This window comes from Streptococcus sp. A23, from assembly GCF_043674155.1.
In the GTDB taxonomy this organism is placed as follows: Bacteria; Bacillota; Bacilli; order Lactobacillales; family Streptococcaceae; genus Streptococcus; species Streptococcus suis_V.
The window spans coordinates 84,092-99,462 of record NZ_JBIMJP010000007.1 but is presented as its reverse complement, the minus strand read 5'-3'; the positions used below and the strand labels follow the sequence as shown (position 1 = coordinate 99,462).

The window sequence follows — 15,371 nt, the reverse complement described above, 5'->3', positions numbered from 1 at the left end:
AGATTATACACCTAGTGAGGGCTTTATGTTCGTTTTCATTATTCTGTGGGTGAGGGCGAAGCCATCATGGATGTCTTGCCCAGGCTCTTTTAATAATGAATCTATTTTTTGATTTCAAGCTCCTGTAATTGGTGCAGAATGGTTTCTAAATCGGCTCCTGCCTGTAGGAGAGCGGCAGCTGTATAGCAGCCTTCAACGACGGGAACAGTCTGAATCAGGACTTCTTTTTCTGAAAAATCAGCAACCATTTCGATATTCATCCGAGCGCTTCCTAGGTCGAAAAAGGCTAAGATGGTGTCTGCATCATTTTCTTCTAACTTTTCCTGGACGGTCTCAAAGCTAGTGCCGATTGAACCATCCTCCAAGCCACCGCAGTAGGTCAAAGAAACGTCCTGAGTTACTTCCGAGACTAAATCGATAATCCCCTGGGCAAGATTTTTGGAATGGGAGACTAGTAAGATGCCAGTTTTTGTCATGAACCTGTCACCTCCAGGAGGGATTCAAAGAGTAGGCCAGATGAGTAAGAACCAGGATCGATGTGGCCGACAGAACGTTCGCCAACATAGGAAGCACGTCCCTTAGTCGCAAGTGTATCAGCAGTAGCTTGGACAATTTCCTGAATCAGATTAGGAGTGAGTTTGTCTTCCCTAATGGCAGAGATGACAGGGGTCCAGACGTCGACCATGGTTTTTTCGCCCAGATCCGCCTTGCCGCGTTTTTGAATCATATCCAGGCCTTCTTGTAACATAGAAGCCAGTTCAGCACCAGCTTGGCTAGCCTTGGACAAACCCATAAAGGCCGAACCGTAGAGGGGACCAGAGGCACCACCTACCTTACTGAGCAGTTGCATGGCTACAATTTTGAAAATCTGGTCCGCACTGGCAAATTCCTTGCCATCCAGTTCAGTCATAACAGCAGCCATCCCACGGGCCATATTGCCTCCATGGTCACCATCACCAATAGGGGTGTCCAGCTCGCTTAGGTAATCCTTGTTTGCTTGAATTTTTTCGTTGAATCGTGTCATCCAAGCCAATGCTGTTCTTACATCCATAGTTTTTCTCCTACCAGCCGGCTACTTGTACAGGGGCGTTTAGAGCCTCTAGCCAGCTTGGTTCTTCTAATTTTATAAGGGTCAATGATAGGCCAGCCATATCAATTGATGTCATGTAATCGCCGATTTTCTTGTAGTCTACCTCAATGCCTTTTTCCAGCAATAGTTTAGCTACGTCGTTGGCAAAGACATACTGCTCCATGAGTGGGGTTGCGCCTAGACCATTGATGAGAAGACCGTAATGTTCGCCTTCTTTGAGCTCAAAGCCTTGAGCTAATTTTTCAACCAATTCGGCTGCCAATGTTGCGGACGGTTGCAATTTTTCCTTCTTATAGCCAGGTTCGCCGTGGATGCCGACCCCATATTCAAACTCATCTTCTTCTAAAACGAAGCCAGGTTTTCCTACTTCAGGAACGGTTGCACCAGATAGGGCCAGACCAATTGTCTTAATCTGTGGAACTAATTTGTCGGCCAACTCTTTGATGGCAGTGAGAGACTGGCCTTGTTCAGCAGCATGTCCGAGAATTTTATGAACTAGGATGGTTCCAGCAACCCCGCGTCGACCTTGGGTATAGAGGCTATTTTCCACGGCAATATCATCGTCGACAACTACACTTGCAACCTCGATGCCTTCCATTTCTGCCAATTCTTGGGCCATTTCAAAGTTCATGATGTCACCAGAGTAGTTCTTGATGACCATGAAGACCCCGGCACCTTCATCAGCTGCCTTGATTGCCTCTAGGATTTGGTCCGGTGTTGGGGAGGTAAATACTGCGCCACAGACAGCAGCAGACAGCATACCTTTACCGACAAAGCCTGCATGAGATGGTTCGTGGCCAGAGCCTCCTCCAGAGATGATACCGACCTTGCCAGTCTTTTCTGCCTTGCGGACTATGACTTCAAAGCCCTCTAGACGTTCTACCAGGTCATTGTGCATAAAGACCAGGCCATTGAGCATTTCGTCAACAACATTTTCAGGTTGATTGATAATTTTTTTCATGAGAAAACCTCCGTGATATAATACTAAGATTATTATATTGTATTGTGTAGACAAATTAAAGGGACAATTGGTCAATTTTGTCCCTTTTTTTACATAAGTGTATCTGATAATGTATAATAAGATAGGAGAGACCAGAAGGGAGGCAGCATGGGCACTTCATTGCTGACCAAAAAGCGCATCGCAAAGGCATTTAAAAAGCAGTTGATTGAAAAGGGATTTGAGAAGGTGTCTGTGGTAGAGGTTATGCAGGAGGCTGCTATCCGTCGCCAGACCTTCTACAATCATTTCCTAGACAAGTATGAGCTCTTAGATTGGATTTTTAAGACGGAGCTGGAAGAGCAGATTACGGATAATTTGAATTATATTAGTGGATGGAAGTTGTTGGATGAGTTACTTTACTATTTCGACAGCAACCAGTCTTTTTATGCACGGATTTTTTCAGTCAATGAGCAGAATGACTTCAGGAGCTATTTATCTGACTATGTTAGGCTTTTGCTGGAAAAAATTATAGATGAGTGGTCTGTTAAGCAAGAGGTAGAGGTAGTAGGGGCGTTAAGGCTCTTCCTATTAGACTACCATACTAAGGGTTTGGTGGGCTTTATTGAGGCGGGGGTGGTTGACCCCCATCGCCAGCTACATACTTCCTATCGGAACCTAGTTTCCGTCTTGTTGCAATCACTTGAAGGAGGGAGAGGACAATGAGTCAATTGCCACTATTTTATCAGGAGGAAGATTTGCTACAATCCTATATAGATGGGCTCTTGCTGGCTCATCCTCATTTGGAGCAACTGGAGAATTATCCCATTATTGTGGATAAACATCAGGCCGAGGACCGGGTGCCGATTTTGTCGGGTGGTGGTTCCGGGCATGAACCGGCCCATATTGGTTTTGTCGGCCAGGGTATGCTGACTGCCGCTGTCTATGGGAAAATCTTTATTCCGCCGACTCCAGAGCAGATTTTAAGAGCTATCCGCCATATCAATAGAGGGCAGGGTGTCTTTGTCATTGTCAAGAATTTCGAGGCTGATTTAGCAGACTTCGGCCAGGCCATTAAACAGGCGCGTCAGGAAGGAATCGATGTCCGCTATATTGTTTCCCACGATGATATTTCTGTCGAGCCCAAAAAGCAATTTCAGATGCGGCATCGGGGGCTGGCTGGCACTATTTTCTTGCATAAAATCTTAGGTGCTGCGGCTCAGGCTGGGGCCAGTTTGGCTGAACTGGAGGCCCTTGGCCTAGAATTGGCGACGGAGATTGCTACCATTGGCTTTGCGACCAGGTCTGCTCATTTTCCTGGGCATGACCAACCCCTCTTTCAGCTGGAAAAGGGCAAGATTTCCTATGGCATGGGGATTCACGGGGAGGAAGGTTACCGGACGGTCACTTTTGAATCGGCTGAGCAGTTGGCCAATGAAATCGTCAACAAATTAAAGATAAAATTCCACTGGCGAGAGGGTGAAGATTATATCCTTTTGGTCAACAATTTGGGTACCGTTTCAGAGTTGGAATTGGGAATCTTCACGAATGCTATCTGCCAATTTCTAGATTTGCAGGGCCTGCAGCTTCCTTTTATCAAGCAGGGAAGATTGATGACCAGCTTAGACATGGCTGGGATTTCGGTGACCCTCTGTCGCTTGAAAGACCGTAAGTGGCTGGATTATCTGCTAGCGGATACGGATGCGGCTGCCTGGTAGAAAGGTGAATGTGGTCAGGACTTGCCATAGTCTTCCCCTCGAAAATTGGGCTGGATTGTGGTAAAATACTCCTAACAACATTCAAAGGAAATCAACATGTCAGATAAATTTCAACTCTTGCTCCAACAGATCAATATGCCTCTTGATGCTCGGCAATCAGAGGCTTTTTCATCTGGAAAGATTGAGAAGGTTGTCCTTCACAAGGTCAGCAAGCTCTGGGAATTTACCTTCCGCTTACCTGCTCCCTTGCCCCTTCTGGATTATCAGCTTTTCAAGGCAAGGCTAGCTACTGAGTTTGAAAAGATGGGCAATAGGGTCCGTTTTGCCATTGTGACGGATTTGGAAGCCTACGACGGTGACTTGCTGGTGGCCTACTATCCGGAGGCCTTTACGGAGGAGCTCTGCCAGAGTGCTGGTTTCAAGGCCCTCTTTCAGCCGCTGGAAGTCGTCTATCGGGATGGTGTTCTCTGGATCAAGGGACCTGAAACCATTGACACGGTTCATTTTCGCAAGAATCATCTGCCAAATCTAGTCGAGCAATACGCCCGTTTTGGCTTTGCAAATCTCAAGGTGGACATCGAAGTTTGTCAAACCATGACCGAGCAACAGGCTGCGGACTTCCAGAATCAGAATGAGCAAATTTACCAGCAGGCCAATGAGGAAAATCTGGCTGCTCTGGAACAACTAGCACAGATGGCGCCACCACCAGAGGCAGCTCAGCCATTTGTCCCAGAATATAAGAAGACCAACCGGCCTGCCAAGGTAGCCATCGATAAGGCGGAGATTACGCCTATGATTGAGGTTGACAGTGAGGAAAACCGCGTGGTCTTTGAGGGGCTAGTCTTTGAAGCGGAGCACAAGACAACCAAGACGGGACGGGTCATTATCAACTTCAAGATGACCGACTATACCTCTTCGTTTACCCTGCAAAAATGGGCTAAAAATGAGGAAGAGGCCCAGAAATTTAGCATGATAAAGAAGGGGCAATGGCTCCGGGTGCGGGGAAATGTGGAGACCAACAATTTCACCCGTGATCTGACCATGAATGTCCAGGAAATCCAAGAAGTCAAGAAGGAAATCCGCAAGGACCTGATGCCAGAAGGTGAGAAACGGGTCGAATTTCATGCCCATACCAACATGTCAACCATGGATGCCCTTCCTGCCGTTGAGGACTTGGTGGCACGGGCTGCAGCCTGGGGGCACAAGGCGGTTGCTATTACCGACCACGGCAATGTCCAGTCCTTCCCTCATGGTTACCACGCTGCCAGAAAAGCGGGTATCAAGCCGATTTTCGGGATGGAGGCCAATATCGTTGAGGACTCGGTGCCTATTGTCTACAATGAGACGGATTTGGTTTTGTTAGATGCGACTTATGTAGTCTTTGACGTGGAGACGACCGGACTTTCTGCGGTCAACAATGCTCTGATTCAGATTGCGGCATCTAAGATGTACAAGGGCAATATCATTGCAGAATTTGATGAATTTATTGATCCGGGGCACCCACTCAGCCAGTTCACGACCGAGTTGACGGGAATTACGGACCAGCATGTGCAGGGGTCCAAGCCCTTGGAGCAGGTCCTGCGGGAGTTTCAGGAATTCTGTCAGGACAGCGTTCTGGTTGCCCACAATGCCAGCTTTGACGTCGGCTTTATGGATGTCAACTATGAACGGGCGGGTCTGCCGACCATTACGCAGCCGGTCATTGATACGCTGGAATTTGCCCGCAATCTCTATCCAGATTTCAAACGGCACGGTTTGGGGCCGCTGACCAAGCGGTTTGGGGTTGCCTTGGAGCACCACCACATGGCCAACTACGATGCCGAGGCGACTGGTCGTCTACTCTTTATTTTCTTGAAAGATGCACTCGAAAAGCACGCTATTACCAATCTCAATCAGCTCAATCGTGACCTGATTGCTGAGGATTCCTACAAAAAAGCCCGCGTCAAGCATGCGACGGTCTATGTGATCAATCAGGTCGGGCTGAAAAATATCTTCAAGCTGGTTTCCCTGTCCAATACCCAGTATTTTGAGGGTGTTCCTCGGATTCCGCGGACGGTGCTGGATGCTCATCGAGAAGGCTTGATTTTGGGAACGGCCTGCCAAGAGGGTGAAATCTTCGACGAACTCTTGTCCAAGGGCATTGACGATGCGGTTAAGAAGGCTACCTACTATGACTTTATCGAGGTCATGCCTCCAGCTCTCTACGCGCCCATGATTGCCAAGGAGCAATTCAAGAACATGGGCGAGATTGAGGAGACCATCAAGCAGTTGATTGAGGTCGGTCGCAGGGCTAATCTGCCTGTTCTTGCGACGGGTAATGTCCACTATATTGACCCCGAGGAAGAAATTTATCGTGAAATTATTGTGCGGGCCTTGGGCCAAAGTTCGCCGATTAACTGGACTATCGGCAATGGTGAGACTGCCCAGCCTGCTCCCCTGCCCAAGGCGCATTTCCGTACTACCAGTGAAATGCTGGATGAATTTGCCTTCCTAGGCGAGGCGCAGGCGCGTGAGATTGTCATCACTAATCCAAATGCCATGCTGGATCGTTTCGAGGATGTGGAAGTGGTCAAGCCTGACCTCTACACGCCCTATATTGAAAAGGCAGAAGAGACAGTGGCGGAGTTGACCTACCAGAAGGCTTTCGAGATTTATGGCAATCCTCTGCCAGATATTATCGATCTGCGAATTGAGAAGGAGTTGACGTCCATTCTGGGTAATGGCTTCGCCGTGATTTACCTGGCATCGCAGATGTTGGTCCAACGGTCAAATGAGCGGGGCTACCTGGTTGGTTCACGGGGGTCTGTCGGCTCCAGTTTCGTTGCTACCATGATTGGGATTACGGAAGTAAACCCTATGCCTCCTCACTATGTCTGCCCCAACTGCCAGCATAGTGAATTTATCACAGACGGTTCCTATGGTTCGGGCTTCGATATGCCGGATAAGCCTTGTCCCCAGTGTGGCAACAAGTACAACAAGGACGGACAGGATATTCCCTTCGAGACCTTCCTTGGTTTTGATGGGGACAAGGTACCCGATATTGACTTGAACTTCTCTGGTGATGACCAGCCCTCTGCCCACTTGGATGTGCGAGATATTTTCGGCGCGGAAAATGCCTTTCGGGCAGGAACGGTAGGTACGGTTGCGGCCAAGACAGCCTACGGTTTTGTCCGTGGCTATGAGCGGGATTATGGTAAATTCTACCGTGATGTAGAGGTGGAGCGCTTAGCGGCAGGAGCGGCTGGTGTCAAACGGACGACAGGCCAGCATCCAGGGGGGATTATCGTGTTCCCTGATTACATGGATGTCTATGACTTTACGCCTGTTCAGTACCCGGCCGATGATGTGACCGCCAACTGGCAGACTACTCACTTCAACTTCCACGATATTGACGAGAACGTTCTCAAGCTCGATGTCCTAGGGCACGATGACCCGACCATGGTTCGTAAATTGCAGGACTTGTCTGGCATCGATCCACAGACTATTCCGGCGGATGACCCAGGTGTCATGGCCCTCTTTTCTGGCACGGAAATTCTGGGAGTTACCCCAGAGCAGATTGGCACACCGACCGGTATGTTGGGGATTCCCGAGTTTGGGACCAACTTCGTTCGAGGCATGGTGGAGGAAACCAAGCCGACCACCTTCTCTGAATTACTCCAGCTGTCTGGACTATCTCACGGTACGGACGTATGGTTGGGCAATGCCCAGGATTTGATCAAGGCGGGAATTGCCGACCTATCCACCGTCATCGGCTGTCGGGATGACATTATGGTCTATCTCATGCATGCTGGTTTGCCACCGAAAATGGCCTTTAACATCATGGAGCGGGTGCGGAAGGGCCTCTGGCTGAAAATTTCCGAGGAAGAGCGCAACGGCTACATCCAAGCCATGAAGGACAATAAGGTGCCGGACTGGTACATCGAATCCTGTGGAAAAATCAAGTACATGTTCCCCAAAGCCCATGCGGCGGCCTACGTTATGATGGCCCTGCGGGTAGCCTACTTCAAGGTTCATCATCCGCTTTATTACTACACGGCCTATTTCTCTATCCGTGCCAAGGCCTTTGATTTGGCGACGATGTCAGGTGGTTTGGACCGGGTCAAGGCCAAGATGGAAGAAATCACCCTCAAGAAGAAGAATAACGAGGCCTCCAACGTCGAGCAAGATCTCTATACTACCCTAGAATTGGTCAATGAAATGCTGGAGCGTGGCTTCAAGTTTGGCAAGCTGGACCTCTACAAGTCCCATGCGACCGAGTTTTTGATTGAAGAGGATACCTTGATACCGCCTTTTGTAGCCATGGACGGTCTGGGTGAAAACGTAGCCAAGCAATTGGTTGCAGCCCGTGAAGAAGGGGAATTCCTTTCCAAAACAGAGCTCCGCAAACGGGGTGGCTTGTCCACAACGCTGGTTGAAAAAATGGACGAGATGGGTATCCTCGGTAAAATGCCAGAGGATAACCAACTCAGCCTCTTTGATGATTTGTTTTAAAAATAGTCAGGAAGAAAATGAAAAGAGTTTGTAGACAAAATCTCTTTTCAGACTTTCCTGAGATGATGTCGGACGGTAGTAAACTTTCTTGTTTCTGGGTTTACTCCTCAAACAGTCCCCCAGACTGTTTGAGCTACCTACGGAATGGCTAAGATAGTGTATTCCTGATTATCGCCTCCCAAATTTATTTGTTGCCAAGTCCCTCTAATCTTTGGATTGGAGGGCTTTGTTTTTTTTGTCAGAAAAATGAGAAAATATGGTACAATAATCTAGTATTACATTTCAAAGGAGAATAAAATGGTACTACCAAATTTTAAAGAAAATCTCGCTAAATATGCGAAACTCTTGGTTTCAACTGGTATCAATGTGCAGCCAGGTCACACGGTGCAATTGACAATCGGTGTGGAACAGGCTGAATTGGCTCGTTTAATTGTTAAAGAGGCTTATGCGCACGGTGCGGCTGAAGTCTTGGTCAACTGGTTGGACGATGTGATTGCGCGTGAGCGTTTGGTTAATGTCGATGTAGAACTCTTGGAACAGGTTCACCCACAACGCATTACAGAAATGAACTACCTCTTGGAGCGCAAGGCAAGCCGTTTGGTGGTCTTGTCAGATGATCCAGGTGCTTACGACGGTGTGGATCCAGAGAAATTGTCTCGCAACGCCCGTGCTCTTAGCCAGGCCTTGAACCCAATGCGTCAAGCAACGCAAGCCAACAAAATCAGCTGGACACTTGGTGCAGCCTCTGGTTTGGAATGGGCTAAAAAAGTCTTCCCAAATGCAGCCTCTGACGAGGAGGCAGTGGACCTCCTTTGGGACCAAATCTTTAAGACCTGCCGTATCTACGAAGAAGATCCAATCAAAGCTTGGGAAGAGCACGAGGCACGCTTGGTGGCTAAGGCTAAGGTTCTTAACGACGAGCAGTTTGTCAAATTACACTATACAGCACCAGGAACTGACCTGGTACTCGGTATGCCGAAAAATCACTTGTGGGAAGCAGCTGGATCGATCAATGCCCAAGGTGAGCACTTTATTGCCAACATGCCAACAGAAGAGGTCTTCACAGCACCTGACTACCGTGTGGCAGACGGCTATGTAACTTCTACAAAACCACTCAGCTACAACGGTAACATCATCGAAGGCATCAAAGTAACCTTCAAAGATGGTGAAATCGTGGATGTAACGGCTGAAAAAGGCGATGAAGTCATGAAGAAATTGGTCTTTGACAATGCCGGTGCACGCGGTCTCGGTGAAGTTGCCCTTGTGCCAGACAAGAGCCCAATCTCTCAATCAGGTGTGACTTTCTTCAACACTCTCTTTGATGAAAATGCCTCAAACCACTTGGCGATTGGTCAAGCCTATGCCTTCTCTATCGAAGGTGGTACAGAAATGAGCCAAGAAGAGCTGAAAGAAGCTGGTCTCAACCGTTCAGATGTCCATGTGGACTTCATGATTGGTTCCAACAAGATGAACATTGACGGTATCCGTGAAGATGGAACCCGTGTACCAATCTTCCGTGACGGCGAGTGGGCTATCTAATGATATTTGAATGAAACTGGGCAAAAAGCCCAGGATCACTTCTCAGAGTTCGTATCAACATCTCAGCGCAGTGGTTGATTGGCAGATTTGTTCGTGTTTTGCACTCCAAATCTGACCTAATCAACTGTGCGGGGGTGGGAAGACGAACTCTTTTTGACCTAGTCGAGTTCTTTCCCACTCCCATTTTGTAAATAAGGAGGAATACAGAATGTTATCAAGTATTATCGCAGGTGCTATTATTGGCTTAATTGCTGGGGCTTTGACCTCATCAGATGACCGTCGTGGCTGTCTGGGAAATATTATCCTTGGTCTTTCAGGTTCATGGATTGGACAGTTGCTCTTTGGTGATTGGGGTCCACAATTCGGCGAAATGGCAGTTGTACCATCTGTTTTAGGAGCCGTTTTATTGGTGGCAATTTTTTCTAGTTCTAGACGGAACTAAACACCTGAACCGTGCTTCAATTGGAGCACGGTTTTCATTGCCTGAATTTGTGCAAATTGACGCATTGTTCGGATTTTTCAGAAAATTTCCATTTTTCTGTTGACAAGTGAAAAAAAGTGCGTTATCATAGACAACAAGTAAAATACAGAGAGGAAAAGTCAAATGAAACCTGTCACTACAAAATTCTTTGCTTTGTTGTTGCGACGGTCGGGCTAGTGCTGAAAGAATGCATTAGTCCTGTTTGGCTTACCAAGCGGGCGCTGTTGACAACATCTCGCGGGTAGGAGTCCTCGAGGTGTTTTCTTTTTTACTTGGTTTACTTACAAAACTAAGAAAAAGAACCTAATAGTAAGGTTAGGGTTATTTAGAAAGGTATTCTTATGCGTGTGATTGAATTTTTAGATACGACTTTACGGGATGGTGAACAGACGCCGGGTGTGAATTTTTCTATCAAGGAAAAAGTGACCATTGCCAAGCAGTTGGAAAAATGGGGGATTTCTGCTATCGAAGCGGGTTTCCCAGCGGCCAGTCCTGATTCTTTTGAAGCGGTCCGTCAGATTGCGGCGGCGATGACCAAGACGGCTGTGACAGGATTGGCTCGGTCAGTCAAATCAGACATTGATGCTTGTTATGAGGCTCTGAAAGATGCCAAGTATCCGCAGATCCATGTTTTTATTGCTACCAGTCCCATCCATCGTGAATTTAAACTGCAAAAGACCAAAGAAGAAATTTTGGTGCAAATCACTGAACATGTCAGCTATGCCCGTGAGCGTTTTGAGGTAGTCGAGTTCTCGCCAGAAGATGCGACGCGGACGGAGTTGGATTACTTGCTTCAAGTGGTGCAAACAGCGGTAGATGCGGGTGCGACTTACATCAATATTCCAGACACAGTTGGTTTTACCACTCCACAACACTACGGTGAAATTTTCCGTTATCTGACAACTAATGTCAAATCGGACCGTGAGATTATTTTCAGTCCCCATTGCCATAATGACCTAGGTATGGCTGTTGCCAACACCCTTTCAGCTATTAAAAATGGAGCTGGTCGTGTCGAGGGTACTATCAATGGTATTGGGGAGCGGGCTGGAAATGCGGCACTGGAAGAGGTGGCTGTAGCCCTTGAAATTCGGAAAGATTTTTATGGCGTAACCAGTCCCATTGTCCTCAAGGAAACCCTTAATACTTCGGAATTGGTCTCTCGCTTTTCTGGAATTGCCATTCCACGCAATAAGGCAGTGGTCGGTGGCAATGCCTTCTCACACGAGTCAGGTATCCACCAAGATGGTGTCTTGAAAAATCCATTGACCTATGAAATCATTACACCTGAGTTGGTAGGGGTCAAGAAAAATTCTCTGCCACTGGGTAAACTATCTGGACGCCATGCCTTTGTGGAAAAACTGAAGGAATTAGACTTGTATTTTGAAGAAGGAGACGTTACTAGCTTGTTTGCTCGTTTCAAAAACCTGGCAGACAAGAAGGAAAAAATCACGGATGCAGATATTCGTGCCTTGGTAGCTGGGACAGAAATCAGCAATCGTGATGGCTTCCAATTTAAAGATTTGCGTTTGGATAGTCAGTCTGACGGAAGTATTCAGGCTCAGGTCATTTTCATCAATCAAGATGAGGAAGAAGTGGTTGTTGCAGAGTCAGGCAAGGGCTCGGTTGAGGCTGTCTTTAATGCCATTGACCAATTCTTCCAGCAGGAAATCAGCTTGGAACGGTATCATATCGACGCTATTACTGACGGTATCGATGCCCAAGCTCGTGTACTGGTTGCTGTAGAAAACAAGGCAACGGAAACTATCTTCAATGCCTCTGGTATTGACTTTGACGTACTGAAGGCTTCGGCCATTGCCTATATTCATGCCAATGTCATGGTACAGAAAGAAAATAGCGGACAGATAGATAGGAAACTATCAGAGAAAGACTTACCACACATCTAGGAGGAAGTATGACGAAAAAAATTGTAGCCTTGTCTGGTGATGGTATTGGACCAGAAATCATGGGTGCAGGTCTAGAGGTCTTAGCGACAGTTGCCAAGAAGGTCGGCTTTGACTATTTGGTTGAGGAGCATGCCTTTGGTGGAGCGGCCATTGACCAGGCCGGTCATCCCTTGCCAGACCAAACCTTGGCAGCCTGTCGGACGGCCGATGCGATTTTACTAGCGGCCATTGGAGCCCCCCAGTATGACGGTGCAGCGGTTCGTCCAGAGCAAGGCCTGCTCCAGCTCCGCAAGGAATTGCAGCTCTTTGCCAATATCCGTCCTGTTAAGATTTTTGACAGTCTCAAAAACCATTCTCCACTGAAAGCGGAACGCTTGGACGGTGTAGATTTGGTCATGGTACGGGAGTTGACAGGCGGGATTTATTTTGGAGAGCATATCCTTGGAACTGACCAAGCCAGCGATAGCAATACCTATCAAGTTGAGGAAATCGAACGAGTTGTCCGCTCTGCCTTTGACCTAGCCCAAAAAAGACGAAAAAAAGTCACCAGCATTGATAAACAAAATGTACTGGCGACGTCAAAATTATGGCGTAAGGTAGCGGATGAGGTGGCTAAGGACTATCCAGATGTGGTCTTGGAACACCAGTTGGTCGACAGCGCAGCCATGCTCTTGATTACCAATCCTAGTCGCTTTGATGTTCTGGTAACGGAAAATCTCTTCGGCGATATTTTGTCAGATGAGGCGAGTGTTTTGACAGGAACCTTGGGCGTCTTGCCGTCAGCCAGTCATGCGGTGGCAGGTCCTAGTCTTTATGAACCTATCCATGGTTCGGCACCAGATATTGCTGGCCAGGGCATTGCCAATCCTGTCAGTATGATTCTATCTGTCGCCATGATGCTAGAAGAAAGTTTTGATTTGGCTCAAGCTGGTCAAACCATTCGCCAAGCCGTTGAAGCGGTCTTTGCACAGGGTATCTTCACTAAAGATCTAGGTGGCACTGCCTCTACCAAAGAAATGACGGAGGCCATTATTGCCCAGATTGGAGGTGGGTAGATATGAGTGGTAAATCTATTTTTGATAAGCTCTGGGACCGCCATGTGATTACAGGGCAGGAAGGTCAGCCCCAGCTCCTTTATGTGGACCAACACTATATCCATGAGGTGACCAGTCCCCAGGCTTTTGATGGTTTGCGAGAGGCTGGACGTCAGGTCCGTCGGCCAGAGTTGACCTTTGGTACATTTGACCACAATGTTCCAACGGTTAATATCTATGATATTCGTGATGTCATTTCCAAGGCTCAGATGGATGCCTTAGCTCGCAATGTGGTGGAATTCGGTATTCCACATGCGCCACATGGGTCTGCCAATCAAGGCATTGTCCATATGGTGGGGCCAGAGACTGGCTTGACTCAGCCAGGGAAACTCATCGTCTGTGGAGATAGCCATACGGCAACCCACGGGGCTTTCGGCGCCATTGCCTTTGGGATTGGGACAACAGAAGTAGAGCATGTCTTTGCAACTCAAACCCTGTGGCAAGTCAAACCCAAAAAGCTCTTAGTACGGTTTACTGGTAAGCCGAAAAAGGGGATATACTCCAAGGATTATGTCTTAGCATTGATTGCTAAGTATGGTGTGGCACTAGGGGTTGGTTATATAGTCGAGTATGTGGGTGAGGCTATTGATGCTCTGACCATGGAAGAACGGATGACGATTTGTAACATGTCCATCGAGTTCGGATCCAAGATGGGGATTATGAACCCTGATCAAACCACTTTTGATTATCTAGCGGACAAGGAAAAACGCCCCAAAGACTTTGAGGCAGCGGTGGCTGATTGGAAGACATTGGTATCCGACCCGGATGCAGTTTATGACAAGGTTATCGAAATGGATGTTTCGAATCTAGCACCGATGGTAACATGGGGAACCAACCCTTCCATGGGGGTATCCTTTGATGAGACCTTTCCTGAAGTTCGCGATATGAATGATGAACGAGCGTATAAGTACATGAACTTACAGCCTGGACAAAGTCCAAAGGATATTGAAATTGGCTATGTTTTCCTGGGGTCCTGTACCAATGCCCGTCTTTCTGACTTGCAGGTGGCCGCAAAGATTGTTGAAGGCAAACGTGTAGCAGATCATGTGACTGCAATTGTGGTTCCTGGTTCGAGACCGGTTAAGTCGGCTGCAGAAGCACTAGGCTTAGATAAGATTTTCTTGGAAGCTGGTTTTGAATGGCGGGATCCTGGTTGCTCCATGTGTCTGGGGATGAACCCAGACAAGGTGCCGACAGGTGTCCACTGCGCATCAACCAGTAACAGAAACTTTGAGGATCGACAGGGTGTTGGATCGCGAACCCACCTTTGCAGTCCAGCCATGGCAGCAGCGGCAGCTATTGCAGGACGCTTTGTAGATGTTCGTGATTTGGAGGTGGTCTGATGGAAAAGTTTACAATCTACTCTGGGACGACCGTTCCACTCATGAATGACAACATTGATACCGATCAGATTTTACCCAAGCAGTTTCTCAAGCTGATTGACAAGAAGGGTTTTGGCAAGTACCTCATGTATGAGTGGCGTTATTTGGATAACAAGTACACTGAGGATCCTGATTTTATCTTCAATACGGCCCCATATCGTCAGGCAACGATCTTGATTACAGGGGATAACTTTGGGGCAGGTTCGTCTAGGGAGCACGCCGCTTGGGCACTAGCTGACTATGGCTTCAAGGTTATCATTGCAGGCTCCTTCGGGGATATTCATTATAACAATGACCTCAACAATGGCATCTTGCCAATCGTTCAGCCCCGTGAGGTTCGGGAGAAATTGGCTGCGCTGGCATCAACTGATGAGGTGACTGTGGATCTCTACCAGCAAAAGATTATCTCACCAGTCGGAGAATTTGATTTTGAAATCGATGCAGATTGGAAACACAAATTACTCAACGGTCTAGATGATATTGGGATTACCCTTCAGTATCAGGATTTGATTGAGGAGTATGAGGGGAATCGCCCAAGCTACTGGCAAGAATAGAGTCTTTCATTTTATCTTTTATTACTTCGACGAACGAGGAAACTCCGTTTCCCTATTTCCAACTTCAAATAATTTCATCATTATTTGAACTCGCTTTGCCGTACTTTAGTACTGTCTGCAGCTCGTTGACACGAACAATGTTCGTTTTATCTCCAACCTCTAACTGTCTCCCAGACAGTTA

At 47.5% G+C, this 15,371-nt stretch carries 12 protein-coding genes; 9 read left to right on the top strand and 3 right to left on the bottom strand.

Translation table 11 applies throughout. The annotated features are described in order from the left end of the window. Positions 1–101: 101 nt before the first annotated feature. From dhaM to dhaK, 3 genes are read right to left on the bottom strand one after another with little or no spacing between them, the layout of a single operon-like run. The gene (dhaM, locus tag ACHBIE_RS05700) at positions 102–476 is read right to left on the bottom strand and encodes a dihydroxyacetone kinase phosphoryl donor subunit DhaM (RefSeq protein WP_125265913.1); all 375 of its coding nucleotides are present in this window, start codon (positions 474–476) and stop codon (positions 102–104) included. After that, positions 473–1,051, bottom strand: coding sequence for a dihydroxyacetone kinase subunit DhaL (dhaL, locus tag ACHBIE_RS05695; RefSeq protein WP_172059185.1), 579 nt, complete (start codon positions 1,049–1,051; stop codon positions 473–475). The genes dhaM and dhaL overlap by 4 nt, the downstream gene beginning before the upstream one ends. A gap of 10 nt (positions 1,052–1,061) precedes the next feature. After that, a complete protein-coding gene (gene dhaK, locus ACHBIE_RS05690; RefSeq protein ID WP_394732911.1) occupies positions 1,062–2,051 on the bottom strand; it encodes a dihydroxyacetone kinase subunit DhaK in 990 nt (329 codons plus the stop codon). Positions 2,052–2,198: 147 nt separating this feature from the next. On the opposite strand from dhaK, the gene dhaS reads away from it, so the two are divergent. From dhaS to leuD, 9 genes are all read left to right on the top strand, one after another. Further along, entirely contained in the window at positions 2,199–2,753 is a 555-nt protein-coding gene (gene dhaS, locus ACHBIE_RS05685) for a dihydroxyacetone kinase transcriptional activator DhaS (protein WP_105111699.1), read from the top strand. Further along, on the top strand, positions 2,750–3,745 hold the full coding sequence (dhaQ, locus tag ACHBIE_RS05680) for a DhaKLM operon coactivator DhaQ (protein ID WP_105111698.1): 996 nt from the start codon (positions 2,750–2,752) through the stop codon (positions 3,743–3,745). The genes dhaS and dhaQ overlap by 4 nt, the downstream gene beginning before the upstream one ends. A gap of 96 nt (positions 3,746–3,841) precedes the next feature. Further along, on the top strand, positions 3,842–8,236 hold the full coding sequence (locus tag ACHBIE_RS05675) for a PolC-type DNA polymerase III (RefSeq protein WP_105122620.1): 4,395 nt from the start codon (positions 3,842–3,844) through the stop codon (positions 8,234–8,236). 297 nt (positions 8,237–8,533) lie between these two features. Beyond that, complete coding sequence (locus tag ACHBIE_RS05670) at positions 8,534–9,775, top strand: aminopeptidase (RefSeq protein ID WP_105122621.1); 1,242 nt, start codon at positions 8,534–8,536, stop codon at positions 9,773–9,775. A 208-nt stretch (positions 9,776–9,983) separates the two neighbouring features. Beyond that, positions 9,984–10,217 (top strand): GlsB/YeaQ/YmgE family stress response membrane protein, encoded by a 234-nt coding sequence (locus tag ACHBIE_RS05665; protein WP_394732908.1) that lies wholly within the window; start codon positions 9,984–9,986, stop codon positions 10,215–10,217. Between the two features lie 380 nt (positions 10,218–10,597). Continuing rightward, the gene (locus tag ACHBIE_RS05660; protein WP_257117133.1) at positions 10,598–12,160 is read left to right on the top strand and encodes a 2-isopropylmalate synthase; all 1,563 of its coding nucleotides are present in this window, start codon (positions 10,598–10,600) and stop codon (positions 12,158–12,160) included. An 8-nt stretch (positions 12,161–12,168) separates the two neighbouring features. Then, positions 12,169–13,215 carry a 3-isopropylmalate dehydrogenase gene (gene leuB / locus ACHBIE_RS05655; RefSeq protein ID WP_394732905.1) on the top strand — a complete coding sequence of 349 codons (1,047 nt, stop codon included), beginning with the start codon at positions 12,169–12,171 and terminating at the stop codon, positions 13,213–13,215. Between the two features lie 2 nt (positions 13,216–13,217). Further along, entirely contained in the window at positions 13,218–14,597 is a 1,380-nt protein-coding gene (gene leuC / locus ACHBIE_RS05650) for a 3-isopropylmalate dehydratase large subunit (protein ID WP_394732903.1), read from the top strand. Then, complete coding sequence (gene leuD, locus ACHBIE_RS05645; protein WP_125265922.1) at positions 14,597–15,190, top strand: 3-isopropylmalate dehydratase small subunit; 594 nt, start codon at positions 14,597–14,599, stop codon at positions 15,188–15,190. The genes leuC and leuD overlap by 1 nt, the downstream gene beginning before the upstream one ends. Positions 15,191–15,371 lie beyond the last annotated feature (181 nt).

Bases quoted from the DNA above. Each gene is read 5' to 3' on its own strand.
- dhaM (WP_125265913.1), bottom strand. From the start codon at position 476: ATGACAAAAACTGGCATCTTACTAGTCTCCCATTCCAAAAATCTTGCC.
- dhaL (WP_172059185.1), bottom strand. From the start codon at position 1,051: ATGGATGTAAGAACAGCATTGGCTTGGATGACACGATTCAACGAAAAA.
- dhaK (WP_394732911.1), bottom strand. From the start codon at position 2,051: ATGAAAAAAATTATCAATCAACCTGAAAATGTTGTTGACGAAATGCTC.
- dhaS (WP_105111699.1), top strand. From the start codon at position 2,199: ATGGGCACTTCATTGCTGACCAAAAAGCGCATCGCAAAGGCATTTAAA.
- dhaQ (WP_105111698.1), top strand. From the start codon at position 2,750: ATGAGTCAATTGCCACTATTTTATCAGGAGGAAGATTTGCTACAATCC.
- ACHBIE_RS05675 (WP_105122620.1), top strand. From the start codon at position 3,842: ATGTCAGATAAATTTCAACTCTTGCTCCAACAGATCAATATGCCTCTT.
- ACHBIE_RS05670 (WP_105122621.1), top strand. From the start codon at position 8,534: ATGGTACTACCAAATTTTAAAGAAAATCTCGCTAAATATGCGAAACTC.
- ACHBIE_RS05665 (WP_394732908.1), top strand. From the start codon at position 9,984: ATGTTATCAAGTATTATCGCAGGTGCTATTATTGGCTTAATTGCTGGG.
- ACHBIE_RS05660 (WP_257117133.1), top strand. From the start codon at position 10,598: ATGCGTGTGATTGAATTTTTAGATACGACTTTACGGGATGGTGAACAG.
- leuB (WP_394732905.1), top strand. From the start codon at position 12,169: ATGACGAAAAAAATTGTAGCCTTGTCTGGTGATGGTATTGGACCAGAA.
- leuC (WP_394732903.1), top strand. From the start codon at position 13,218: ATGAGTGGTAAATCTATTTTTGATAAGCTCTGGGACCGCCATGTGATT.
- leuD (WP_125265922.1), top strand. From the start codon at position 14,597: ATGGAAAAGTTTACAATCTACTCTGGGACGACCGTTCCACTCATGAAT.